We start from the raw sequence: 24115 nt of genomic DNA on the forward strand, positions 1-24115 counted from the left end.
TCCGGCTGGCGAGGGTCATCCCCGCCGCGCTGCCTCGATGGCGGCGACGTCGATCTTCTTCATCGTCATCATCGCGGCAAACACGCGCTTGGCCTCGGCTCCGCCGGCCGCCATCGCGTCGGTGAGCGCGCGCGGCGTGATCTGCCAGGAGATGCCCCATTTGTCCTTGCACCAGCCGCATTGGCTTTCCTGGCCGTCATTGCCGACAATGGCACTCCAATAGCGGTCCGTCTCCGCTTGATCGTCGGTGGCGATCTGGAACGAGAAGGATTCGTTGTGGGTGAACGCAGGTCCGCCATTGAGGCCGAGACAGGGGATGCCACACACCGTGAATTGCACCGTCAGCACGTCGCCGGCCTTGCCGGAAGGGTAGTCACCCGGCGCGCGATGGACCGCCGTCACTTCGCTGTCCGGAAACAGTTCGGCGTAGAAGCGCGCGGCGGCCTCTGCGTCCTTGTCGAACCACAGACAGATCGTGTTCTTGTGCTTTGCCATGGCAGACGTCCCTTCCTTCCAAGTGCAGGCCGCGTCGTTCGTTCACCGGGCGGTCCATTGGTTACGCTCGAGCCGGGTCGTTGCGATCCGGCTGATCCAAGGACGTTCGTGCATCGCCGGTGCCGACACGACCGGCCGCCGAGCGAGAAAAAAATCTCATCCCCCACGACTGACGATCATCGGTGGCACAGCCAAGGATTGAGGCGCTTGGCTGATCATACCTTTCCTCAGCGGCTGATCGGGGCCGAGCGACAATAGGCTACCCGGCGCGGGATCCGGCTCCAGTCTCGCGGCGAAGCCGGATACGCGCGTCGTGAGGACCTAGCCTCCGGGCGACTTTGGCGGCTCGGCGCCGCCGTGAGAGGCCTGATCGGCGCCATGGGATGACGTCGGAGCAGCCTGCAGTGCTGCAGCCGCCGGCGCCTGATCTGCCTTGGCGCCTGCCGTCTCGGCCTTTGCGGCGTTGTCGTCCGGGCTCTTCGCGCCCGAAACCTTGTCTTCCGAGCTCTTGTCGTTCGAGTTCTTGTTGCCCGAGCTGTTGGCGTTCGGCGCCTTGTCCGGTTTCGGCGGCTCGATCAATGCCGCGCGCGTGGCCAGCACGATCGGCGCAGCGGTGTCGGCGCTCACGTGGAAGAGATAGTCCTCCGCCGAACGCGTGAACAGATAGCCGCCACCGGCGTCCTTCTTGTAGCGATAGATCAGCTGGCTTCCATCGGTCCGCTTCAGCGTGACGGTGATGTCGGGCGCGTCGGTCTGGGTCAGCGCCGCCTTGCCCTTGCCGCGTACGCCATCGAAGAGAGGATGCGCCATCGCGCTGACCAGGGCATCGATCTTGTCGGGCCGCGGCTTCTCGTCCTTGCCGAGCCCCGCCAGCGTGAACTTGCCGTCCTTGCCATCGATGGTGACGTCACCGACGCTCACGCTGGCGATCTTGTCGCGCGGCGTATCCAGCATGCCGTGCTGCATCCAGGCGCTGGGCTCCGCGCCGATGTCGTAGGTCGCCAGCTCGACGGCGTAGACCGGAGAGGCATCGCCGGCCCGGACATGCACCTGGCGATAGGCCGGCGAGGTCCCGACCAGCAACTCGCCGACCCGGCTGCCGCCGCTCGTCAGCACCACGCGGCGCTCATGAACCTTTTCGGTGACCTTGAAGCGCTCGGCTGCGGCATCGGTCTTCGCGATCGGCCAGCCCTTCTTCAGGCCGGCGATGCGGTCGAGCAGGCCATTGACCTTGGTCGTGTCGGCGGGAAAGTCCGACAACGCAGGGATCACCCATTTGCCGTCCTTCCGCGCGAGCGTGACGGTGTGGCCGGCGTCGTCGTCGATCGCGACCTGATCGACCTTGGCCGGCGCGAACGCGACCAGCGGCTCCTTGGCGTCGAACGCGGCATGATCGGAGCGGTTGACCGCGAAGGTGAGAGCCAGCGCGAGCTGGCCACCCAGCAGCGCGGTGAGCAGGATGGGAAGCCCTTTCATGTCCGCGCCTCCGCTATGCCGAGCATGTTGAGATATCTCCGTTGGGCGCCGAGCCGCAGCACGCGGCGCACGATGTAGACGAGTGCGAGCCCTGCGAGCGCGAGCGCATAGTTCAGGTATTCCCAGAACATCTGGCCGCCGCTCTGCATCGGCGCGAGCGTGCGCGAGAACTGGCCGCCGCGGCTGCGCAGCGCCAGCAACCCGCGGTCCTCGAGCGACCAGTCGACCAGGTTCTGGGCGAAGTCGAGCGGTGCCAGATACTGCGTGCGGTCGACGCTGGAGGCGAGCTGCAGCACGTCGTCCGACAGGAACGTGCCCGAGCCGATCACGATCAGCCGCGCGCTCTCGGGCGAGCGGGAGATCACGCCGGTGATGCTGGGCTTGGCGTCGGCAGCCGTTGTCTTCGCGGCATCATCGGGCTTTGCATCGGGTTTGGGCTCAGCAGCGTCCTTGGCGAGCGGCGATGGCTTGCCGGCGAAGAACGACGTGAACTCGCCCTCCATCATGGCCCCGAGCAGCTGGCGCCCCTGCTTCTCGGCCGGAGGGAATCCGGTGTCGGGATGCGCCTTGAAGTCCGGCACGACGTTGGTCGTCTTGGCGGTCCACGAATGCGGCGAACTCTGGATCAGATCGACGATCTTCCGCTTCTTGCCGACCTTGTCGGCGTCGATCGTCAGCGGCGAGGCCCAGGACAGCGTCAGCTGCTGGGTGCCGGCCGAGGGCGCCGCGCCCTGCGCCAGCCCGTCGCTGCGGATGTCGGCGAAGAACGGGTAGTCCATCAGCCGGATCTGCCGCACCTTGATGCCGCCGCCGACGTCGCGCTCCGTCGGGATCGGGAACGAGGCGTTCTGGCGGTCGAGCACCATGCTGTCGCCGACCTTCACGCCCTGGAACGCCAACCAGTCATCGAGGCCTGAGGGCGTCTTGGCCACATCGAGATTGCCGCGCAGCGACGGCTGGTAGGGCGAGGTGGCGACGATCACGGTGCCCCCCTTCATCAGGAACTGATCGATGGCGAACACCTGCTTCTGGTCGAGCTGCTGCGGCGAGGCCACGAACAGGATGTCGGCGCGCTCGGGGACGCGGCCGTCCTTCAGCTGGGTGGCGTCGACGAGCGTGTTCTCCTGCAGCTTCTGCTGCAGCAGATCGAACGACGGCCCGCCGCCGCCGGGGATGCCGAGCTGCGGCATCGGCTGCTGCGCCGGGGGCGTGTACAGCGCGACGGTCCGCAGCGCGCCGGGCGTGAAGCGCTTCAGCTCGGCGTCGATGTTGCGCTTCAGGCCGTCCTTGTCGAGCTGCTCCGGCAGCTGGATCTGCTCGGTCTTGTCGCCGCTCTTCAGGATCAAATGGAACCAGAAGCGCTTCGGATTGAGCAGGCCGACCGAGAGCGGCTCGAGGCCGTAATCGTCCTGCAGGGTCTTGGCGATCTGGCCGCCATCCGCGTCGGGATCGACGATCTTCGCGTCGAGCTTGCCCGGCGTCTTGCTCTGGTCGTCCTTGATCAGCTCCTGCAGCGCGGTCTTCAGCTTGGCAAGCGGCTCGGGCAGGTTCTTGGCCGAGATATAGGCCTCCAGCGTCACCGGGTGCGGCAGGCCGGCCAGCACGTCGCCAGAGCCGCGATAGCCGTTCAGCACCTTCTTGATCGCGCGGGTGATCGTGTATTCCGGATTGCGCAGATTGACGTCGAGCTCGCTGTCGCCGTCACCGCGCTCCTTGACCTCGATGAGGTCGCGGAAGCCGAGCGTCGTATATTCATCGCCATATTTGACGAGAATGTTGAAGTAGGAGTTGGTCACCGACGCCTGATACTTGCTCGACGTCTGGAACGGCACCGGCTGGATGCCGTACTGCTTGTTGGCCTCCGCCTCGAGCGCGGCGTTCTGCATCGGATCGACGAACTCGACCCGGACCTTGCCTTGTCCTGCGATCTCGTACTCCTTCAGCAGATCGCGCAGCCGCGGCACCAGCGGCGCCAGCAGCGGGTGGGTCTGGGCGCTGAAATAGCCGCGGATCAGCAGCGGCTCCTGCAGCTGGCCGAGATAGCTCCGGGTTTCGTCCGAGATCGAATAGATGTGTCCGGCGGTGAGATCGGCCCGCGCGGCGGGGAGCTGGCCGAGCCACAGATTGACGGCGACGAGATTGGCCACCGTCAGCGCGGCCACCATGCGCCAGCGCCGGTGCTGCGGCGCGCGGCCCTGCGACGACCAGCGCAGGCTCTCCAGCACATAGAGGTTGAGCACCAGGAACACGCCGAAGATGCTGAGATAGTAATAGAGATCGCGCAGGTCGATGACGCCGCGGGCGATCGACTCGAAGCGCGAGCCGGCCCCGAGCTGGCGCAACAGCTCGCCGCCTTCGTTGCCGGTGAGCGAGGTCAGCGTGTTGGAGCCGAGCAGGTAGAACGCGCCGCAGATCAGGGTGGAGACGATCAGGCTGATCACCTGGTTGTCGGAGCGGGCGCTGACGAACAGGCCGATCGAGATGTAGGCGGAGGCGAGGGCCAGCGCGGCGAGATAGCCGCCGACCACCGGTCCCCAGTCGAGCCGGCCGATCATGGACACCGTGATCGGGAGCGGCAGTGTCAGCGCCAGCGCGATCGCGACCAAAGCGAGGCAGGCGAGGAACTTGCCGAGCACCAGCTGCAGCGGCGCGACCGGCGAGGTCAGCAAGAACTCCAGCGTGCCGGCGCGCCGCTCCTCGCTCCACATCCGCATCGTGACGGCCGACACGATGAAGATCATCAGCACCGGCATCCATTCGAACAGCGGCCGGACGTCGGCGATGTTGCGGGCGAAGAAGCGGTCGACCCAGAAGAACAGGAACAGGGTGACCGCGAGGAACGCCGCCATGAAGATGAAGGCCGCGGGCGAGGCGAAGAAGACGGCCAGCTCCTTGCGAGCGATACGAAGAACGTTATGCATGCAGGGCCTCACGGGTCGGCGCGCCGGCGCCGGTGATGTCGGCGAACAGGGTTTCGAGATCGCGCTGTTCGGGATGCAGGGCGAACAGATCCAGCTTGTTGTCGGTGATCACGCGGGCGACGGCCGGCGCCACGGTGCTGGCCGCGTGGCCATTGAGATTGAGCGCATAGGCATGGCCGGGCTCGGCGGCCGTCAGCCGCTCCACGCTCTTCACCAGGCCGAGCCCCGTGACCAGCCGCTCGACCAGTTCTGGCGGCCCGCTGGTGACGAGACGCAACCGGCCAGGGCCGCCGAGATCGCTCATCCGGGTGTCGAGCGCCAGCCGGCCGCGGTTGATCAACAGCACGCGCTCGCACACGGCGCGCACCTCCTGCAGGATGTGGGTCGACAGGATCACCGTGGCGGTCTTTGCGAGATCCCTGATCAGTCCACGCATCTGGGCGATCTGCGACGGATCGAGGCCGTTGGTCGGCTCGTCGAGGATCACGATCTTCGGCTTGTGCAGGATCGCCTGCGCGACGCCGGTCCGCTGCCGGTAGCCGCGCGACAGGCTCGCGATCGGCGCGGTGGCTTTTTCCCCAAGGCCGGTGGCGGCGATGGCGTCGCGCAGCGCCTGCGCCCGGGCGCCCGGCGGGATTCCTCTCAGCTCCGCGGCGTAGTCGAGGAATTCGACCACCGTCATCTCCGGATACAGCGGGCAATTCTCCGGCAGGTAGCCGATCAGCGCCTGCGCCTGACGGCGCTGCGTGCCGATGTCATGGCCATGAATGGTCGCCGTGCCGGCGGTCGGCTCGAGATAGCCCGTCAGCATCTTCATGATGGTGGTCTTGCCGGCGCCGTTGTGCCCGAGCAGGCCGACGATCTCGCCGTCGCCGACCTCAAAGGAGACGTCGTCGACGGCGGTGAATGACCCGTATTGGCGGGTCAGGTGTTCGGCGGAGATCATGCGGGGCGTCGCTCCTGAGTTGGCCGTCGCAGCGCCAGGTCCTGATCGACACGCAGGATCGATCACCGGCGGCACGAGCGTCGGATGCAGCTGAAAGGATCTGGCCGACCGAACCGGCGGTCGTCAGCGGGGAAAGCTGAGGTGGTCGGGTGCGCTGAGCGCGGCGGTTCAGAGCGGCCCGGCCTGTGCGATGGGGAGAGTCGTCATCCGGAAGAGCACATCGTACGACGAAGCCTTGTGCAAACCTTGGGAGGTCGTGAAACTGTGTTTCCGCCGTTCTGTTGGTTGCGGCTAACTAATCGGACGCGGTCGAATGAATCAAGCGGGGGCCGCCGCCCTGGATCGATCACGACCGGTCAATTGGATGTGAGCGGGCAACTCGAACGCACGCGCTGCGCTGACCGCGATCCGCGCCGGTGCTCATGACTTCGCCGCGGCTGCGCGTGGCCTGGTAACCTTTCTTGGTCCGCCATCGTACCGTCGAATGGCAGTATCAGGACACGCCGGCGGGAGGTATCCAATTGCATGTGAGGCGCCCGCGCATCGTGCGCATTACCCATCGTCCGAGCGGCGAGGTGATCGCCGAGGGGCCGGTCGGTCTCTGGGACATCACGCCGTTCGAGGGCAACTTCTACATCCGGCGGCGCTGCCTGAGAACGTGCCATCTGCGTCCGAACTGGATCCCCGGACTCTGCATCTACAAGTTCCTGTACGTGTGGCTCGACCTGGAGCTTCCGGACGGCCGGCGCGAGCCGTCGATCGGATGGCTGTACTGGCTGCCCAATCCGCTGTTTTTCTTCATCGCGTTCCGGCCGGCCGTTCCGCAGTCCTCGCCCGCCCTCGCCGTCGAGGAACGGGCGGGATGATTGTTGCGACACGGCGCGAGGTGATCGGCGGTGTGTTGACGGCGCTCATGGCAGGCGCCGGCCCCGCTTCGGCAGCGTCTGCTGACGACGAGGTCCCGGCCTTCGCAGCCGGCCGTCATCAGCTCACGCTGCTGCGGCCGCAGAAGAGCCTGCCGGCGCTGCGGCTGTTTCGCCTCGACGGCGGTACGCTCGATCTGGCCGCGCTGCGCGGCGCGCCAATCGTGCTGAACTTCTGGGCCTCGTGGTGTGCGGCCTGCCGCATCGAGCTGCCGGAGCTCGATCGGCTCGCGCGCAGCGTCGGGCGCGAGCGCCTGCACGTCGTTGCGGTGTCCGAAGACCGCAGCGATCGCGACAGTGTCGGTCGTTTCGTGCGCTCGCTGCGGCTGACGTCGCTGCCAATCTGCCTCGATCCGAACGGGTACGTGGCGCAATCCGGTGACGGTCGCGGCAGGCCTGCGCCGTTCACGCTGTATGGCATGCCGATCACCTATCTGATCTCGGCTTCAGGACTGATCGTCGGATACCTCCCGGGTGCGGCCGACTGGTCGTCGTCGTCGGCGGCCGATCTGCTCGACTATCTCGGGCGCAACTGAATGATGAATCGCGAAGCAGACGACGTAACCTTCCAACGCACTGGAGCGAACCATCGTACAGGCGCGCCGATGGCCGCCAGACACCTGCAATGTCCGCAGGCTGAACCCGGAGAATGGAGGAACACGCATGTCCAATCGCACGCTGTCCGCAATGATCGTCGGTGCATTTGCGGTCGCTGCCGGCGCGCTCGCCGTCACATCCGCCTCGGCGGAGACGATGGCCAAGGGCGACATGGAAAAGATGATGAAGGCCAAGCAGGCCGAGACCATGAAGGCCATGAAGGACGGCAAGATGGAGAAGTGCTTCGGCGTCGCGCTGAAGGGCCAGAACGACTGCTTCGCCGGCGCCGGCACGACCTGCGCGGGCACCAGCATGACCGACTATCAGGGCAATGCGTTCAAGCTCGAGCCGAAGGGCACCTGCACGACGATGCAGACCCCCAAGGGGCCGGGTAGCCTGACGCCGAAGGCCTGAGACATTGCCGGCGGGCTGCTTGCAGCCCGCCATTTCTCTCGATCGGAGTCTTCGGGTGGCACGCGCACAATTCTCGACGGCCGGACGGATCCCCGCGCGGGGCGGCGTCGGCCTCAAGGCCGAGCACTATCGCGGCATCGTCGAAACGTGGCCCGATATCGGCTTCTTCGAGGTTCACGCCGAGAACTACATGGGCGCGGGCGGGCCACCGCACCGCTATCTCACGGCTATTCGCGAGCGCTATCCGCTGTCGCTGCATGGAGTCGGATTGTCGATTGGTGCCGACCGCCCGCTCGACCAGGCCCATCTCGGCCGTCTCAAGCATCTGGTCGACCGCTACGAGCCGGGGCTGTTCTCGGAGCACCTGGCGTGGTCGACGCACGATACCGGTTTCCTCAACGATCTGCTTCCCGTTCCCTATACGGGCGAGACCCTGATCCGCGTCTGCGATCACATCGACGAGGTGCAGAGCGTGCTCGGCCGGCGGATGCTGCTGGAGAATCCATCGACCTATGTCGCGTTCGCCGAGAGCAACTGGTCCGAGCCCGACTTCATCGCCGAGATCGCGCGTCGCACCGGCTGCGGTCTCCTGCTCGACGTCAACAACGTCCATGTCGCTGCGACCAATCAGCAGTGGGATCCGCATGGCTATCTTGCCGCCTTTCCGCTCGCGCAGGTGGTCGAGATCCATCTCGCCGGCCACGCCCGCGAAGCCGACGAGCACGGCAGGCCGCTGTTGATCGACACCCACGACCGGCCGGTCGACGACGTCGTCTGGTCGCTGTGTGCGCATGCGATCCGCGCGACCGGCCCGGTGCCGACATTGATCGAGTGGGACGCCGAGGTGCCGCCATGGCCGGTGCTCGCGGCGGAGGCGCGCCGGGCCGAGGCCATCATGCTCTCGCCGACGATGGAGGTGGCCTGTGACGCCGCCGCTTGCTGAACGTCTTGGCGGCTTTGCGCGCGCACTGCTCGATCCCGCGCAGCCGGTGCCTCCCGGCCTGGTTGGACCGGATGGGACGCCGAGCGGGCGCCGGTTCGGCGTCTATCGCAACAATGTCGTGGCCGGCTTGACGGCGACGCTGAAGGACGCCTATCCGGCGGTTCATCGCATCGTCGGGGAGGAGTTCTTCCAGGCCATGGCGCGCCGCCATCTGCTGTCCGAACTGCCGTGCTCGCCGATCCTGCTCGACTATGGCAGCGGCTTCGCGGCGTTCATTCGCGGCTTCGCACCGGCATCGGCACTGCCTTATCTGGCCGATGTCGCGGCGATCGAGCGCGCCTGGGCGGAGGCCTATCATGCGGCGGAAGCCCAGCCGGTCACACCTGCGGCTTTCGCCGCCCTAGCGCCGGCCGATCTGCCGGCTCTCCGCCTGCGCCTGCATCCATCCCTGCGGCTGGTCTGCTCGGCGTTTCCCGCGCTCACGGTCTGGCAGATGAATGTCGCGGAGGGAATTCCTGGCCCGGTCGATCTCGACGCGGGCGGCGAGGCGGTTCTGATCGTCCGTTCCGAGGCCGACGTCGTGGTTCGCGCGATCCCGTCGGGTAGTTTCGCGTTCGTTCAGGCCTTGTCGGCCGGGCGGTCGATGCTGAGGGCAGTCGAAGATGCGCTGCGCGAGGACGTTGGCTTCGACCTCGCCGGCACCCTCCACGATCTGATCCATGGCGGAGCGGTGATCGGCTTCGAGCGCGCGACGATGGGGGAGGCGTCATGAGCACGATCGCGGGCCGCCGGGCGCTCACCTTGGCCATGTCGGATGCGATCGATCGGTTCGCGCGACTGGCTCTCATCGTGGCGCCGCCGATGCTGCGCATCGCGCTGGCGGTGCCGTTCTTCAAATCCGGACTCACCAAATGGGATGGCTTGCTGTCGCTGTCGCCGTCCGCGGTGTATCTGTTCGAGGACGAATTCAAGCTGCACCTGTTCGGACAGACCTATGACTTTCCCTGGCCCGCAGCCTTCGCTCATCTCGATGGCGTGGCCGAGATCGTGCTGCCGGTGCTCCTGGTGGTCGGGCTGGCGACCAGGGTCAGCGCGCTCGGGCTGTTGGTCATGACCGCCTTCATCCAGCTCGTCGTCCCGGATGGCTGGGCCAATTTTCATCTGCCCTGGGCTGCGATGGCGGTTGCGATCATCGCGCTCGGGCACGGGCCCTTCAGCGTCGATCAACTCGTCGTGCCGCTCGGTCGAAAACTGGAGAGCGCCGATGGGCAGTGACCAGAGCGCTCCTGCGCCGCGGCTGAGGCTCGTCGCGGTGGACGCGCAGAGCGGGGCGGACGTCAAGCCGGGACGCCGCGCGCTCGATTGGGCGATTCTGATGGCGCATGCCCAGGAGGGCGATCGTGTCGCCTATCAGCGGCTGCTGCAGGAGATCTCGCCCTACCTTCGCTCTCTCGCGGCGCGGCACTGCAGGCAGCGTAGCGACATCGAGGACGCGGTGCAGGACGTGCTGTTGACCATTCACTCGATCCGCCACACCTATGATCCGACGCGCCCGTTCGCGCCGTGGCTGGTGACCATCACCAACCGTCGCCTGATCGACCGAGTACGGCGGCAGTCGCGCCAATGGCGGCGCGAGACTGTGCTGTCTCCCGAGCACGAGATCGCAGCCGAGCCCGAGACCGGCGTGGAGGCGGCGCCCGACCGCCGCGAATTGGAGCTGGCGATCGACAATCTCCCGCCAGCGCAGCAGCAGGCCGTGCGGCTGTTGAAGCTCAGGGAGCTGTCGCTCAAGGAGGCCTCGGCGGCAACCGGAATGTCCACGACCTCATTGAAGGTGAACATGCACCGCGCTCTGAAGAGCCTTCAGAAGCTGCTCATTCCGCGGAACGAGCCATGATCAAGACCGACGATCTGATCAACTCTCTTGCGACTGACATGCGGCCCGTGAAGCGGCTGCGGCCCCCGCTGTTGCGCGCCTGCACTTGGCTGATCGGGGCCGGTGCCGTGGTGGCGCTGCTCGCCGTCAACCAGGGGATCCGTCCAGATCTGGTGCAACGTCTGCACGATGCGCCATTCGTGACCAGCCTCGTCGGCTCGATCCTGACCGGCGTGCTGGCCGCGATCGCGGCATTCCTGGTCAGCCTTCCCGACCGCTCGCGGTGGTGGATGCTGCTGCCGCTGCCGGCGCTGGCGCTATGGCTGTCCAACATCGGCTACCAGTGCCTCACCGACTGGGTTGCGGTCGGTCCAGACGGCATGAGCCCCGGCGAGGCGGCCCGCTGCTTCACGACGCTCGCCGTGACGAGCCTGCCGTTGTCGCTGGCCCTGCTGGTGATGCTGCGCTACGCGGCGCGGCTGCGGCCGACCATCGTCGCCTTGACCGGCGGCGTCGCCGTATCTGCGATCACGTCGACGGCGCTCGCGCTGTTTCATACGATCGACGCCTCGGTGATGATCCTGATGTGGAACGTCGGAACGGCTGTCCTGCTGATCGGGGCGGGCGGCCTGTTCGGCCGTCGCATGTTCGGCTGGGTCGCGCCGCGTGTCTTCGCGCACGACTGAGCTCGCCGTTCGTCGACCGACGCGGACCGGTAACCTTCGTCGTGCCTGGAGCGAACAGTCCGCGGGCTCGGGCGCAGATAGCCCTGTCGCGACGCGCATCGCGCGTCGATGTTCACGGACGCGAGGAGAATGAGACCATGCAACGATCGAAACCCCTAGCCGGGTAGACAAGTGCGGCGCTGATGTTGGCGGCGCTCGCGCCGGCCGGGCCGCCGATGCGACCCATCTGTCGTTCGTCACGCACGCGGCGTTCCTCTCGGCGGAGACGAAGCAGCCGAAGCCGCTCGATCCCCATGCCTTCGTCGCCGACGCGCCGGCCGCTGTCGGTCCGCAGAACGTCTCCCACGTCGCGGGGGTCCGGCCGGCCTTGATCGAACAGGATGCGAAGACCGCCGTTGTCGCCAACGCGAAGGGTGAGCCGGAACGACGAATGATTTTGTGGCCGGAGCGAACGGCAAAGCGAAGCTGACGATCGTCGCGCCACAGCCGCTGACCATGACAACGCCGTGCTGCTGGTCTATCACAGCGACGGACCGCCGCTTCGTCCGGCAGCGTCTCGATGGTCGCCAATACCTTCTCGACGTTGCGCAGCAGTTCGAGCGACGGCGGCAGCATCGAGATCTGCTCGCGCCTGACGAGCTGCTTCACCCACCAGAGCGGGTCATGCGCCCGATCGAGATCCGCCAGCGGCTTGCCGACGCCGGCAGATTGTCGAATGCGCCATGGTCCTGGGCAGATGCGGATCTGCACCTCGACCCAGGACTCGCAGCTCGCGGTCAGTGGCTTACGCTCCGTCATGCCCGGCCGGACCTTTTTTGTCGCATCGACGGCACGAGGCCATCACCGGCCGAGATCGGCGGCAAAAATAGTGGTTGCTGTTTTTCAGAAATTATGCTTATATCCGGTATCCCGCCTCGAGCAGAGGGACGTACGCGTCGTCACGAACGTGGAGGCGGGCTGCGATGGACGTGACGGCTGCGCCTGACGAGCGCGGGCGTTACGGACGGCGAAGTCGTGTGGTCCTGGCCTCTCGACGCTGAGGTCAAGTCCGGGGTCGTTGCTGTGACGGCACGCGCGGGCGATGGGGGCAAGAACGCCGATCCCCAGGGAGAGCACGAAGGACACCGTTAAAACCGATCGCGCGGGGAAGGCCGGGTCTGTCCGGCTGTACCTGTGGTACCTGCCGCCTGCATTCTTTTGAGCAGGCGGGCCACGGGCCTCAGCCGAGGTCCGGCCTTCCTCGCGCCCTCTCGTTGTTCAGAGGGACACGAATGCTGCATCACCCGGGCACGACGTGCCGCGGGATGAAAGATGCTTATCAGTTCGCCTCCGTGATGAGGCCGAAGGTGTCGACATCTACTCAACTGTCGTCCCGGACAAGCGCGCAACGCGCGCGCCGATCCGGGATCCATAACCCCAGGGAGATGTGCGAGGCACGATGGTCGACCATTCTCGCCCAGCCACATCCGCCGCGGCGTATGGATCCAGGGTCGGCGTCGGCCAACGCTCCGCGTTGTCGGACTTGCCCGGGACGACATCGAATGCTTGGCGCGTTTTGGACTTCATCACCAGCAATGTGAGTTTTGCAGCGCTGCTCCGATCCATGTATTCAGCAGCCGCGCAACACGGAGGAAATGCACATGACCAAGACCGCCACCGAGATCGAGGACGACCGTCAGATCCGCGAACTGTTGCAGAACTGGGCGATCTGGCGCGATGCCGGTGATTGGGAGCGTTTCCGCACGGTGTGGCATCCGGATGGGCGGATGATGGCGACGTGGACGCAGGGCACCGGTGACGAGTTCATCGAGATCAGCAAGGCGGCCTGGGCCAAGGGTGTCAACATCCTGCACTTTCTCGGCGGCATCTCGGTCGATCTCGCCGGCCATCGCGCGATCTCCCAGACCAAGATGACGATCTCACAGCGGGCCGAGGTCGAAGGCGTCGTGTGCGACGTGCTCTGCACCGGCCGCTTCTACGACTTCCTCGAGAAGCGCGCGGGCAAATGGGGCATCGTGCTGCGCCAGCCGATCTACGAGAAGGATCGCATGGACCCGGTGACGCCGGGCGCGGTGCCGGCGCTGGATTGCGCGCTGCTGGAGCAGTTTCCCGTGGGGTATCGGCATCTCGCCTATCTGCAGACGCGCATCGGCTACACGGTGAAGCGCGACATGCCCGGGCTGAAGGGGCCGGAGGTCGAAGCGCTCTATGCGTGCGGCGCCGCGTGGCTGCGGGGCGAGGGGCTGTGATCATCGGCCCCTGCGTCGCCGGTGCCGCGCTCCGAACGGAACAGCTCTCGCCGAGGGGGCTGATCCGGCGGATCTCTGGGGCCGTTACCGAGCGGGTGAGTCTTTTTCGGAGTGCCTAGCGGAATCAGCGCAAGTGCTTGAATCAGAAGGGATTGTCTGTCAGCCTTGTTCCTTGAAGCGGAACCGCCGTGCGGCTATTGTATACAGGATTGGCAGTTTTCCGCCGGGAGAAGGCGGAACTTGCGCCTCCTCCCCCGTTTGCTGTATACAATGACCAGCTAGAAGTATACCGCCACGAGGACACGCCATGGCCGCTTCTTTTCCGATGAATGCCTGGTACGCCGCGGCCTGGGACGCCGAGGTCAAGCAGGCCCTGCTGCCGCGGACGATCTGCGGCAAGCACGTCGTGATGTTCCGCAAGGCCGACGGCACCATCGCCGCGCTCGAAGATGCCTGCTGGCACCGGCTGGTGCCGCTGTCCAAGGGCCGGCTGGAAGGCGACACCGTCGTTTGCGGCTATCACGGCTTGAAATTCAGCCCGCAGGGCCGCTGCACGTTCATGCCGTCGCAGGAGACCATCAACCCCTCGGCCTGCGTGCGGGCCTATCCGGCGGTCGAGCGGCATCGGTTCATCTGGCTGTGGATGGGCGATCCGGCGCTGGCCGATCCGGCTGCCATTCCCGACATGCACTGGAATCACGATCCGGCCTGGGCCGGCGATGGCAAGACCATCCACGTCAAATGCGACTACCGGCTGGTGGTCGACAATCTGATGGACCTCACGCACGAGACCTTCGTGCACGGCTCGTCGATCGGCAACGACGCGGTGGCGGAAGCGCCGTTCGACGTCACCCATGGCGAGCGCACCGCGACCGTGACGCGCTGGATGCGCGGCATCGAGCCGCCGCCGTTCTGGGCCAGGCAGCTCGGCAAGCCGGGCCTGGTCGACCGCTGGCAGATCATCCGCTTCGAAGCGCCGTGCACGGTGACGATCGACGTCGGCGTCGCACCGGCCGGCACGGGCGCGCCGGAGGGCGACCGCTCGCAGGGCGTCAACGGCATGGTGCTCAACACCATCACGCCAGAGACCGACAAGACCTGCCACTATTTCTGGGCGTTCGCCCGCAACTACCAGCTCTCCGAGCAGCGGCTGACGACGGAGATCCGCGAGGGCGTGTCGGGCATCTTCCGCGAAGACGAGCTGATCCTGGAAGCGCAGCAGCGCGCGATGGACGAGAATCCGGGACGCGTGTTCTACAACCTCAACATCGATGCAGGCGCAATGTGGGCACGGCGGATCATCGATCGGATGATCGCGCGCGAAACGCCGCTGCGTGAAGCCGCGGAGTAGAATGGAATGGCCGAGCGTGACAGCGAGCGTTCGATCTCGCAGACCGTACGTGCGCAGCTCACCTTGCGCGACCTGATCCTCACCGGCGGCTTGCGCCCCGGCGAGCGCATCTCCGAGCTGCAGGCGGTGGAGGCCGCCGGCGTCTCGCGCACGCCGGTGCGCATGGCGTTGGTGCGGCTCGAGGAGGAGGGGCTGCTGGAGGCCATTCCGTCCGGCGGCTTCATGGTGAAATCGTTCTCCGAGCGCGACGTGCTCGACTCCATCGAGGTGCGCGGCACGATGGAAGGACTGGCAGCGCGGCTTGCCGCCGAGCGCGGCGTGTCCGTGCGCGACACCGAGCCGATGCGCGAGTGCCTCGCCCAGATCGACGAGCTGATCGCGCCGGCCGAGCTCTCGTTCGACGCGTTCTCGGCCTATGTGGCGCTGAACGCGCGCTTTCATGCCCTGCTGGCCGAACTGTCGCGCAGCCCGCCGGTGATCCGCCAGGTCGACCGCGCCAGCGCGCTGCCGTTCGCCTCGCCGAGCGGCTTCGTGATGGCGCAATCGGCGCTGCCGGAGGCGCGTCACATCCTGGTGGTCGCGCAGGAGCATCACCGCATCGTCATCGATGCGATCGAGAACCGCGAGGGCGCCCGCGCCGAGAGCATCATGCGCGAGCATGCGCGGCTGGCGGCCCGCAACCTGCGGCTCGCCGTGAAGGCGCGTGGTCCGATGGACCTGGTGCCCGCGGCGGTGCTGATCAAGACGCAGATCAACGGCTGAGGAGGCGATCATGCGTTTCCAGGACAATTGGTCGCCTGCGACCCTGGTCTCGACACGCGACCTTGCGCCGGGCATCCGCGAATTCATCCTGCGGCCCGACGGCTATGTCTGCGCGCCCTATGCGGTCGGCAGCCACATCAAGGTCGGCGTCCTCGCCGCCGGCCAGCCCGATGTCCGCTCCTATTCGCTGGTCGGCGAGGCGGACCCGCGTGGCTACCGGATCGCCGTGCGCTTCGCCGAGGATTCCCGCGGCGGGTCGCGCTATCTGTGGTCGCTGCAGCCCGGTGCCCGGCTGGATGTGGCGAGCCCGACCTCGCTGCTGCAGGTCGATTGGCAACGTCCGCATTATTGTCTGGTCGCCGGCGGCATCGGCATCACGCCGCTGGTCGGAGCAGCGCACGCGCTGCTGCGCAAGACGCCGAACGTCTCGCTGCGCTATGCGGTGCGATCGCGCGGTGATGCGGCCTATGTCGATGAGCTCGCGGCGCTGCTCGGCGACCGTCTCACGGTGTATGCCGCGGACCAGTCGCAGCGGCTGGACCTGTCCGATCTTTTTTCGAGTCTGCCGTCCGGAGCAGCCGTGCTGTTCTGCGGACCGATGCGGATGCTGGATGCCGCGCGCAGCGCGTGGGCGGCGTGCGGCCGCGTGCCGGCCGATCTCAGCTATGAAACGTTCGGATCGAGCGGCCGGCTGTCGACCGAGCCGTTCAAGGTCCGGCTGCGCGACAGCGGCGAGGAGATCGTTGTGCCGCGCGACCGCTCGATGCTCGACGTGCTGAATGCCGCCGGCCACGAGGTCATGGCGGATTGCCGGCGCGGCGAGTGCGGCGTCTGCGCGGTCGACGTGGTCGAAGTCGAGGGCGAGATCGATCATCGCGACGTGTTCTTCAGCGCCGAGCAGAAGCACGACAGCCGCAAGCTCTGCGCCTGCGTTTCCCGCGCCCACGGCGTGGTCACGATCGACACGCTGGAGCGGGCCGACGCGCTGTGAGTGCGCCGCCGGCTACTTGTCGGCGAGGCTGACCGGCATCGTCGACGGCGGCTTGCCTGAGGACTTCCGGCCGCTCTGCTGCGCTGCGACGGCGGCGCGTGCGGCCTTCAGACGTGCATCGGTCTCCTTGTCGGCCAACAGCGCGTCGGTGAGGTTCGCTTCGGCGGTGTACGCCGCCTCGGCCGCGGCCTTGGCCGCCGCGATGTTGGCTGCGGTGGGATTGGCCTTCGCCAGCGCCTCCGCCACGTCGCGGTCGGAAATGGCCTTCTCGTTGGCCGCCAGCGCGGCATCGAGATTGGCGTCGGCGACCGTCTCGGCAGCATCGGCAGCCGCCAACGTCGCCGCGGCGGGACTGAGCGGCGGCCGGGGGCGCAATGGTTTCGCTACCGCCTGCGGCTTGACGGCCTGAGCCTGGGGCGGGAGCGCGGGCCGAGAGGATGGTGGCAGTGCCGTTGGCTGCTGGATGGGAGGCGGCTGGAGCGATGGCATGGTCGGTACGAGCCCGATCGGCACCATCCGCGCAAACGAGCTGCGCGCGTCGCGCATCAGGCCGCCCATGATGTCGTCGAGCGGGTCGGCCATCGCGGTCCCGCTCGCCGCTGCGCCGGCAAGCATGCCGATCGCGGCGGCGACGTTCCTCGACGTGATGCAGACGGCCATCGGAGCCTCCCTCGCGACGAAATCGGGCCAGCCGACCTCCGGCGCTCACCGCCTGCCTTATTCCGGAAATGGGTTTGCAGGGTGGCGCCATCGTGGAGCGTTGCGCCCGACATGCGCCGCATCTGCCACATTGGGCTTTCAGGCGAGCTCCTCGCGCACCCGCGCCGCCGCCGCACACATCGCCTTCAATTTCCCGAAAGCGGTCGCACGCGGCAGATATTTCATGCCACAGTCCGGCGCCACGACCAGCCGCTCCGGCGCCACCACTTTGAGGCCGTTGCGGATGCGCTCGGCGACGACCGCGACCGGCTCGACCTCGGGATTGCCGAGATCGAGGACGCCGAGCACGATGGTCTTGGTCGAGAGATCTCCGAGAACGCCGAGGTCGAGCCGCGGCTGCGCCGCCTCGATAGCGATCTGCGCGGCGTGGCAATCGGCAAGCTCGGCCAGGAACGCATATCCGCTCGGCTTGCTGGAGCCCGGCACGATGGCGGCATAACCGAAGCAGACGTGAACGATGGTGGGCACCGTAATATGATCCAGAGCCCGGTTGATCGCCTTGACGGCATAGCGCCGCGCCGCCTGCGGATTGTTGCGGACCCAGGGCTCGTCGAGCTGGATGACGTCGGCGCCGGCGCGTTGCAGGTCGCGGGCCTCGGCATTGACGACCTCGGCGAAAGCCATCGCGAGCGCCTCGTCGTCGCCGTAGAAATCGTCCTGGGCCTGCTGGCTCAATGTGAACGGCCCGGGCAGGGTGATCTTGGCGGCACGCTTGGTGTTACGGCGGAGGAACTCCATGTCGCGCAGCTCGACCGGGTGCGTCCGCCGGATCGGACCGGCGACGCGCGGCACTGGCGTCTTGATCCCGGACGGCGAGATGATGATGGCGGGATTGTCGGCATCGACGCCGTCGAGCGCGGTCGCGAACCGGTTGGAGTAGCTTTCGCGCCGGATCTCGCCATCCGATACGATGTCGATCCCCGCCTGTTCCATGTCGTGGATCGCGACGATGGTCGCATCGTCCTGAGCGTCGTCGAGCAGCGGCCGGGGAATGCGCCACATGCCCTGCATGCGAATGCGGGGAACGGACTTCGAGAGCATTGCGCGATCAACCAGCCAATCCGGCTGCGGGTAGCTTCCGACCACGGTGGTCGGCAGGAGATGTCGAGGCATATTCACGCAGTGGCCCTCCCGCGGGTCCGACTCCAACCCCTGATATGGCGGCAGACGGTCATCTCGGCGCCAGAATACAACCTAGCGTTTTGTTCATCTTCGGATCGTCATGGAAATCGTTCGTATTTTCTGCAGTTTATCAGTTCATCATTCGTCACGAGGCGGCATCACCGATGCAACACATCCTGATCCTCAACTCCGGCTCATCCTCGATCAAGTTCGCCTTGTTCGAGGAAGATGCCGACCTTGTGGAGACCGTGCATGGCCAGATCGAAGGGCTTGGCAGTGCCGCGCCGCATCTCGAAGCGAAGCTGAGGGGCGCTCCGCTGGCCGATGAACGCCTCGATGCAGCGAGCGCCACCGATCACGAGGCAGCTCTCGGCGTCGTGCTCGAGGTACTGCAGCGCGCCATCGGGCGCACCGAAGTCAACGCCGTCGGTCATCGCGTCGTCCATGGCGGGCTCGCTTTCACGCAGCCGATCGTCGTCAATGACGATGTTCTGAATGATCTGCAGAAGCTCATTCCGCTGGCGCCGTTGCACCAGCCTCACAATCTCTCCGGTATCCGCGCCGCCCGTCGCGCCTTTCCTAGCGCCGTGCAGGTCGCATGTTTCGACACGGCGTTCCATCGTTCGCACCCCTGGGTCAATGATACCTATGCCTTGCCGCGTGAGTTCTACGACCAAGGCATCCGCCGCTACGGCTTTCACGGCCTATCCTATGAATACGTCGTTTCGCGATTGAAGGAGATCGCTCCGCTCGACGAGAAGGGCCGGGTGGTCGTGATGCATCTCGGCAACGGTGCCTCGATGTGTGCGATCCGGGATGGGCAGAGCATCGGTTCGTCGATGGGCTTCACGGCACTCGACGGCCTGCCGATGGGCACGCGCTGCGGTCAGCTCGACCCTGGCGTCGTTCTCTATCTGCTTCAGGAGAAGCGCATGACGGCTGAAGCGGTCACCGATCTCCTCTACAATCATTCGGGCCTGAAGGGATTGTCGGGATTGTCGCAGGACATGCGCGAATTGGAGGCCGCCGGCACGCCGGAGGCGCGGCAGGCGATCGACTACTTCGTCGACCGCATCAGGCGCGAGCTCGGCGCCATGACCGCCGTCCTCTCGGGCATCGACGCGGTCGTGTTCTGCGGCGGTATCGGCGAGCACGCATGGCACATTCGCCAGCGCGTCTGCCAAGGCTTCGAATGGCTCGGGATCGCGCTGGACGAGGACCGCAATCGTGCGAACCATTCCTTGATATCTTCGGATCGATCGCGGGTGCGCGTGCGCGTGGTCCACACCAATGAGGAAATGATGATCGCGCGGCACGCCGCGCGCCTGCTGAGGCCGCAATGACTGAGATGGCCGACCAGACCTGCTGATTTGCCGCTTGCATGTCCTTGCTTTTTGGTATCATCGAGAATGAAAGAACAACAAGGCTGGTGGGGAAGCGATGGAAGGCAGCGTGGTGTTGCGTGAGGCGGACAGTGAGTTCGACTACGTCGTGGTCGGTGCCGGCTCGGCCGGCTGCGTTCTCGCCAACAGGCTCAGCAGCGACGGCAAGCACACGGTGCTGCTGCTCGAGGCGGGTCCAAAGGACACCAACATCTGGATCCACGTCCCGCTCGGCTACGGCAAGCTGTTCAAGGAAAAGACCGTCAACTGGATGTACCAGACCGAGCCGGAGCCCGGACTCGACGGCCGCTCCGTGTTCCAGCCGCGCGGCAAGGTGCTCGGTGGCTCCAGCTCGATCAACGGCCTGCTCTACGTGCGCGGCCAGCACGAGGATTACGACCGCTGGCGCCAGCGCGGCAATGTCGGCTGGGGCTATGACGACGTGCTGCCCTATTTCAAGCGGGCGGAAAATCAGTCCCGCGGCGCCGACGTCTACCACGGCGTCGACGGCCCGCTGCCGGTGTCCGACTGGCGGCACGAGGACCCGTTGTCTGAAGCCTTCGTGAAAGCGGCGGTCGAGGCCGGGTTGCCCTTCAATGGTGACTTCAATGGTGCGAGCCAGGAGGGGGCGGGGTTCTTCCAGACGACGACCCGTCGCGGCCGCCGCGCCAGCAGCGCGGCCTCCTACCTGCGGCCGGCGCTCGGCCGCAGCAACCTCCACGTCGAGACCGACGCGCTAGCCCAGCGGATTTTGTTCGAGGGGCGCCGGGCCCGCGGCGTCACGTTCAGCCAGCGCGGCCGAATGCGGACGGCCCGCGCTCGCAAGGAGATTCTGGTGTCGAGCGGCGCCTACAACTCGCCGCAACTGCTGCAGCTGTCCGGGGTCGGTCCGGCCGAGCTGTTGAAGCAGCACGGCCTCGACGTGGTCCTCGATGCGCCCGGTGTCGGAAGTGACCTGCAGGACCATCTGCAGGTGCGCATCGTGATGCGCTGCAGCCAGCGCATCACACTGAACGACATCGTCAACAATCCGGTGCGCAAGGTGCTGGCTGGCGTACGCTATGCGGCCTTCCGCAACGGTCCGCTGACGATCGCTGCGGGTACGGCCGGCGCGTTCTTCAAGACCGATCCGCGGCTTGCGAGCCCTGACATCCAGATCCACTTCATCCCGTTCTCGACCGACAAGATGGGCGAAAAGCTGCACACCTTCTCCGGCTTCACCGTCTCGGTCTGCCAGCTCAGGCCCGAAAGCCGCGGTTCGCTGCGGATCAGGAGCGCGGATCCAACGGTGCCGCCGGAAATCCGCATCAATTATCTCGCCAGTGAAACCGACCGGCGGGCCAACATCGAGGGCCTCCGGATCCTGCGGAAAATCCTGGCGGCACCGGCGCTGAAGCCGTATGTCTCGGATGAAGCCTATCCCGGGTCCAAGATCGTGAGCGATGACGACATCCTGGCCTATTGCCGGCAGACCGGCAGCACGATCTACCATCCGACCTCGACCTGCCGGATGGGGACCGATGCTGCCGCCGTGGTCGATCAACGCCTGCGGGTGCGCGGCGTCGACGGCCTGCGCGTGGTCGATGCCTCGATCATGCCGGATCTGGTTTCGGGCAACACCAACGCGCCGGTCATCATGATCGCGGAGAAGGCCTCCGACATGATCTTGCAGGACGCGCGCTGACGCAGGAATGAGTTCGTGACACGTTTCCGGATCGGCACCCGCAAGAGCACGATGGCCTTGGCGCAGACGGAGGAGATCGCCCGTCGGCTGCAGGCGGCGATTCCGTCGCTCGACATCGAGATCGTCAAGTTCGAGACGACGGGCGATTCCGACCAGACCAGCAAGCTGCTCACCCACGGCGGCAAGGGTGGCGCGTTCGTGGCCGAGATCCGCCGTGCCATGCTGGACGGCCGGCTGCATGCAGCGATGCACTCGCTGAAGGACATGCCGGGCAATGAGGAGACGCCCGGTCTGGTGGTTGCCGCGCTGCTGTCGCGCGATCCGCCGGGCGACGTGCTGGTGCTGCGGCGCGGGCTGTCGCTGGACCAATTCCGCAACGATGGCGGCCGGGGCTTCAAGATCGGCACCAATGCCGTGCGCCGGGCCGCCTATGCGCGGCGGCTGTTTCCGCACGCCGAGCTGATCCATTTCCGCGGCGCGGCCGACACCCGCATCCGCAAGCTCGACAATGGCGAGCTGCAGCGGCTGCCGGATGGCGGCGCCGTGGGACCGGCCGATGCGCTGATCATGGCGCGCTCCGGGCTGGAGCGGGTCGGTCTTTCTGATCGCGCCTCGTACGACTTCCCGGTCGCCGACATGCTGCCGGCGGTCGGGCAGGGCATCGTCGCCGTCGAGTGCCCTGCCTCCGATTGGGAGACGCGGCGCATCCTGGCGACGATCGACGATGCAGCGGCGCGGACCTGCGCCGACGCCGAGCGCGAGGTGCTGTGGGTGCTCAACGGCCACTGCAACTCGCCGATCGCAGGATTTTCGACCATCGACGGCGGACAGCTGACGCTGACCGCCTCGGTGCTCGACGAGGACGGCGGCCGCTTCATTGAAGCACAGCGCTCGGCGCCGGCGGATCGCCCGCGCGAGCTCGGCCGGGCGGTCGGGCTCGAGCTGCTCGCCAACGGCGCGGCCGAGCTGATCGAGCGCAGCCGGCCGCGCTAGCAAGTCATCCCTTGTAGGCGCGCACCCGCGCCAGCATCTGCTCCACATGGGCGATCGGCGTCTCCGGCAGGATGCCGTGGCCGAGGTTGAAGATGTGCCGTCCACCGGAATAGCTCGCCAGCACGTCATCGACCGCCTGGTCGAGCGCCGCGCCCCCAGTGAGCAGCGCCAGCGGATCGAGATTGCCCTGCACCGCGACCTTGCTCTGCACCCGCTCGCGCACGAGGCCCGGCTCCGCCGTCCAGTCGATGCTGACGGCATCGATTCCGGTCTCGGCGACGTAGCCCGGCAGCAATGCACCGGCGCCGCGCGGAAAGCCGATGATCTTCGCATCCGGCCGCGCCTTGCGCACGCCCTCGACGATGCGTCGCGTCGGCGCGACGGACCAGCGCGCGAACTCGCGCGGCGACAGCACCCCGGCCCAGGTGTCGAAGATCTGCAGCGCGTCGGCTCCGGCCTCCAGCTGCTTCAAGAGATAGCCGATCGAGCTGTCGACCAGCGCGTCGATGATCGTGCCGAACGCCTCGGGATGGCGATAGGCCAGCAGCCGCGCCGGTGCTTGGTCGGGCGTGCCTTGGCCCGCGACCATGTAGGTCGCGACCGTCCACGGGGCGCCGCAAAAGCCGATCAGGGCGGTGCTCGGTGGCAGCTCGGCCCGCACCCGGCGCAGCGCCTCGAACACCGCTTGCAGCTTCGACAAATCTGCCTTCGCCGACAGCGTCGCGATCTTGTCCGGCGCATCGAGCGGGTCGAGCCGCGGGCCCTCGCCGACCTCGAAGCGGACGCCGCGGCCGAGCGCATGCGGGATCACCAGAATGTCGGAAAAGATGATCGCCGCATCGAAGCCGAAGCGCCGGATCGGCTGCAGCGTCACTTCAGCCGCGAGCTCGGGATTGAAGCAGAGGTCGAGAAAGCCGCCGGCCTTGGCGCGGACCTCGCGGTACTCCGGCAAATAGCGGCCGGCCTGCCGCATCATCCACACCGGAGGCAGGCTCTGGCGCCGACCGGCCAGCACGTCGATGAAAGGCTTGTTCACGGCAGTCTCACTCACGCTCGGGCTCCGCAACCTTCGGGAACAGTTTACCGTCCGTGATACATGCCCACGCGGTTCCGGCCAAGGTCATATCGGCTCGGGAGTCGCCGGAGATGCGATCGTCCCCACAGTTGCGGGACGTCACATCGAGGGGAACACGTCCGTCGCCCCTGCGTTGTCGTTCCACAGGGAGATCGATCATGGCTGAGAAATTCAATCCCGCGCCGCACGACAAGCACGCGGTTGATCCGCGCGAAGCTGCGCGTCTCGACCGTGCGACTGCAACGCAGCTCGACAAGGGACTGATGGACACGTTTCCGGCATCGGATCCGGTGAGCCTGCAGCAGCCCTCGACGACCCGCGTGAAGGGCGATGACGTTGACCTGGACCATTCGCCATCGCTTTGGGAAAAGGTGCGATCGGTGTTCGTTCGCTGAACTAACAGGCTAAACGCCCGCCTCGAGCGTGGCGCCGCCGTTGTTTGTCCGTAGTAGTACGGGAGCGGCCGTAGTCTTACGGGTCGGTGCGGACGCCCTCGGACCAATCGCATT

The 24115-nt window shown here is 66.6% G+C and carries 23 protein-coding genes and 1 pseudogene; 16 read left to right on the forward strand and 8 right to left on the reverse strand.

The annotated features are described in order from the left end of the window. Positions 1 to 15: 15 nt before the first annotated feature. The 4 genes from QX094_RS20935 to QX094_RS20950 all read right to left on the reverse strand — a co-directional run bounded on the left by QX094_RS20935 (position 16) and on the right by QX094_RS20950 (position 5838). Entirely contained in the window at positions 16 to 495 is a 480-nt protein-coding gene (locus QX094_RS20935; protein ID WP_315827031.1) for a VOC family protein, read from the reverse strand. Positions 496 to 816: 321 nt separating this feature from the next. Beyond that, positions 817 to 1971, reverse strand: coding sequence for a DUF4340 domain-containing protein (locus tag QX094_RS20940; RefSeq protein ID WP_315718227.1), 1155 nt, complete (start codon positions 1969 to 1971; stop codon positions 817 to 819). Continuing rightward, positions 1968 to 4892 carry a Gldg family protein gene (locus tag QX094_RS20945; protein ID WP_315827030.1) on the reverse strand — a complete coding sequence of 975 codons (2925 nt, stop codon included), beginning with the start codon at positions 4890 to 4892 and terminating at the stop codon, positions 1968 to 1970. The genes QX094_RS20940 and QX094_RS20945 overlap by 4 nt, the downstream gene beginning before the upstream one ends. Continuing rightward, on the reverse strand, positions 4885 to 5838 hold the full coding sequence (locus QX094_RS20950; RefSeq protein ID WP_315827029.1) for an ABC transporter ATP-binding protein: 954 nt from the start codon (positions 5836 to 5838) through the stop codon (positions 4885 to 4887). Before QX094_RS20950 ends, QX094_RS20945 begins: the two co-directional genes overlap by 8 nt. A 461-nt stretch (positions 5839 to 6299) precedes the next feature. On the opposite strand from QX094_RS20950, the gene QX094_RS20955 reads away from it, so the two are divergent. From QX094_RS20955 to QX094_RS20990, 8 genes are all read left to right on the forward strand, one after another. Further along, positions 6300 to 6704: a hypothetical protein gene (locus QX094_RS20955; RefSeq protein WP_315827028.1), complete on the forward strand. Its 405-nt coding sequence runs from the start codon at positions 6300 to 6302 to the stop codon at positions 6702 to 6704. Next, the gene (locus QX094_RS20960; RefSeq protein ID WP_315827027.1) at positions 6701 to 7297 is read left to right on the forward strand and encodes a TlpA disulfide reductase family protein; all 597 of its coding nucleotides are present in this window, start codon (positions 6701 to 6703) and stop codon (positions 7295 to 7297) included. Before QX094_RS20955 ends, QX094_RS20960 begins: the two co-directional genes overlap by 4 nt. A gap of 127 nt (positions 7298 to 7424) precedes the next feature. Further along, entirely contained in the window at positions 7425 to 7772 is a 348-nt protein-coding gene (locus tag QX094_RS20965) for a DUF2282 domain-containing protein (RefSeq protein WP_315718233.1), read from the forward strand. A 55-nt stretch (positions 7773 to 7827) separates the two neighbouring features. Further along, positions 7828 to 8715 carry a DUF692 domain-containing protein gene (locus QX094_RS20970; protein ID WP_315827026.1) on the forward strand — a complete coding sequence of 296 codons (888 nt, stop codon included), beginning with the start codon at positions 7828 to 7830 and terminating at the stop codon, positions 8713 to 8715. Next, positions 8696 to 9487 (forward strand): DNA-binding domain-containing protein, encoded by a 792-nt coding sequence (locus tag QX094_RS20975; protein WP_315827025.1) that lies wholly within the window; start codon positions 8696 to 8698, stop codon positions 9485 to 9487. Before QX094_RS20970 ends, QX094_RS20975 begins: the two co-directional genes overlap by 20 nt. Further along, positions 9484 to 9990, forward strand: coding sequence for a DoxX family protein (locus tag QX094_RS20980; protein ID WP_409999248.1), 507 nt, complete (start codon positions 9484 to 9486; stop codon positions 9988 to 9990). The genes QX094_RS20975 and QX094_RS20980 overlap by 4 nt, the downstream gene beginning before the upstream one ends. Beyond that, on the forward strand, positions 9980 to 10612 hold the full coding sequence (locus tag QX094_RS20985) for a sigma-70 family RNA polymerase sigma factor (RefSeq protein ID WP_315827024.1): 633 nt from the start codon (positions 9980 to 9982) through the stop codon (positions 10610 to 10612). Before QX094_RS20980 ends, QX094_RS20985 begins: the two co-directional genes overlap by 11 nt. Then, positions 10609 to 11277 (forward strand): DUF1109 domain-containing protein, encoded by a 669-nt coding sequence (locus QX094_RS20990; protein ID WP_315718237.1) that lies wholly within the window; start codon positions 10609 to 10611, stop codon positions 11275 to 11277. The genes QX094_RS20985 and QX094_RS20990 overlap by 4 nt, the downstream gene beginning before the upstream one ends. A gap of 573 nt (positions 11278 to 11850) precedes the next feature. Here the strand turns inward: QX094_RS20990 and QX094_RS34595 are convergent. Continuing rightward, positions 11851 to 12075, reverse strand: a pseudogene (locus QX094_RS34595) (DnaJ family domain-containing protein); the annotation flags it as partial. A gap of 842 nt (positions 12076 to 12917) precedes the next feature. Between QX094_RS34595 and QX094_RS20995 the strand changes: the two are divergent. The 4 genes from QX094_RS20995 (at position 12918) to QX094_RS21010 (ending at position 16630) form a co-directional block, all read left to right on the forward strand. Further along, positions 12918 to 13526 (forward strand): nuclear transport factor 2 family protein, encoded by a 609-nt coding sequence (locus QX094_RS20995; RefSeq protein ID WP_315827023.1) that lies wholly within the window; start codon positions 12918 to 12920, stop codon positions 13524 to 13526. A gap of 307 nt (positions 13527 to 13833) precedes the next feature. Next, complete coding sequence (locus tag QX094_RS21000; RefSeq protein ID WP_315827022.1) at positions 13834 to 14877, forward strand: aromatic ring-hydroxylating dioxygenase subunit alpha; 1044 nt, start codon at positions 13834 to 13836, stop codon at positions 14875 to 14877. Between the two features lie 6 nt (positions 14878 to 14883). Further along, positions 14884 to 15639, forward strand: coding sequence for a GntR family transcriptional regulator (locus QX094_RS21005; protein WP_315718241.1), 756 nt, complete (start codon positions 14884 to 14886; stop codon positions 15637 to 15639). Between the two features lie 10 nt (positions 15640 to 15649). Further along, positions 15650 to 16630: a PDR/VanB family oxidoreductase gene (locus tag QX094_RS21010; protein ID WP_315827021.1), complete on the forward strand. Its 981-nt coding sequence runs from the start codon at positions 15650 to 15652 to the stop codon at positions 16628 to 16630. Positions 16631 to 16642: 12 nt separating this feature from the next. Here QX094_RS21010 and QX094_RS21015 read toward each other — a convergent pair whose 3' ends face one another. Both QX094_RS21015 and QX094_RS21020 read right to left on the reverse strand, forming a co-directional pair. Next, positions 16643 to 17290, reverse strand: a complete 648-nt coding sequence (locus tag QX094_RS21015) for a hypothetical protein (RefSeq protein WP_315827020.1) — start codon at positions 17288 to 17290, stop codon at positions 16643 to 16645. Positions 17291 to 17428: 138 nt separating this feature from the next. After that, positions 17429 to 18463, reverse strand: coding sequence for a cobalamin-independent methionine synthase II family protein (locus QX094_RS21020; RefSeq protein WP_315718259.1), 1035 nt, complete (start codon positions 18461 to 18463; stop codon positions 17429 to 17431). Positions 18464 to 18636: 173 nt separating this feature from the next. Here QX094_RS21020 and QX094_RS21025 point away from each other — a divergent pair, with 173 nt between their 5' ends. From QX094_RS21025 to hemC, 3 genes are all read left to right on the forward strand, one after another. Beyond that, the gene (locus QX094_RS21025) at positions 18637 to 19815 is read left to right on the forward strand and encodes an acetate/propionate family kinase (protein ID WP_315718246.1); all 1179 of its coding nucleotides are present in this window, start codon (positions 18637 to 18639) and stop codon (positions 19813 to 19815) included. Positions 19816 to 19912: 97 nt separating this feature from the next. Then, on the forward strand, positions 19913 to 21538 hold the full coding sequence (locus tag QX094_RS21030) for a choline dehydrogenase (protein ID WP_315769937.1): 1626 nt from the start codon (positions 19913 to 19915) through the stop codon (positions 21536 to 21538). Positions 21539 to 21553: 15 nt separating this feature from the next. Beyond that, positions 21554 to 22531, forward strand: coding sequence for a hydroxymethylbilane synthase (gene hemC / locus QX094_RS21035; protein WP_315718248.1), 978 nt, complete (start codon positions 21554 to 21556; stop codon positions 22529 to 22531). 4 nt (positions 22532 to 22535) lie between these two features. Here hemC and hemE read toward each other — a convergent pair whose 3' ends face one another. Beyond that, entirely contained in the window at positions 22536 to 23567 is a 1032-nt protein-coding gene (gene hemE, locus QX094_RS21040) for a uroporphyrinogen decarboxylase (RefSeq protein WP_409977991.1), read from the reverse strand. Positions 23568 to 23764: 197 nt separating this feature from the next. Between hemE and QX094_RS21045 the strand changes: the two genes are divergently transcribed. Beyond that, positions 23765 to 24001 (forward strand): hypothetical protein, encoded by a 237-nt coding sequence (locus tag QX094_RS21045; protein ID WP_315718250.1) that lies wholly within the window; start codon positions 23765 to 23767, stop codon positions 23999 to 24001. Positions 24002 to 24115: the final 114 nt, after the last annotated feature.

The sequence above is a fragment of the Bradyrhizobium sp. SZCCHNS1050 genome, assembly GCF_032484785.1.
GTDB lineage: Bacteria > Pseudomonadota > Alphaproteobacteria > Rhizobiales > Xanthobacteraceae > Bradyrhizobium.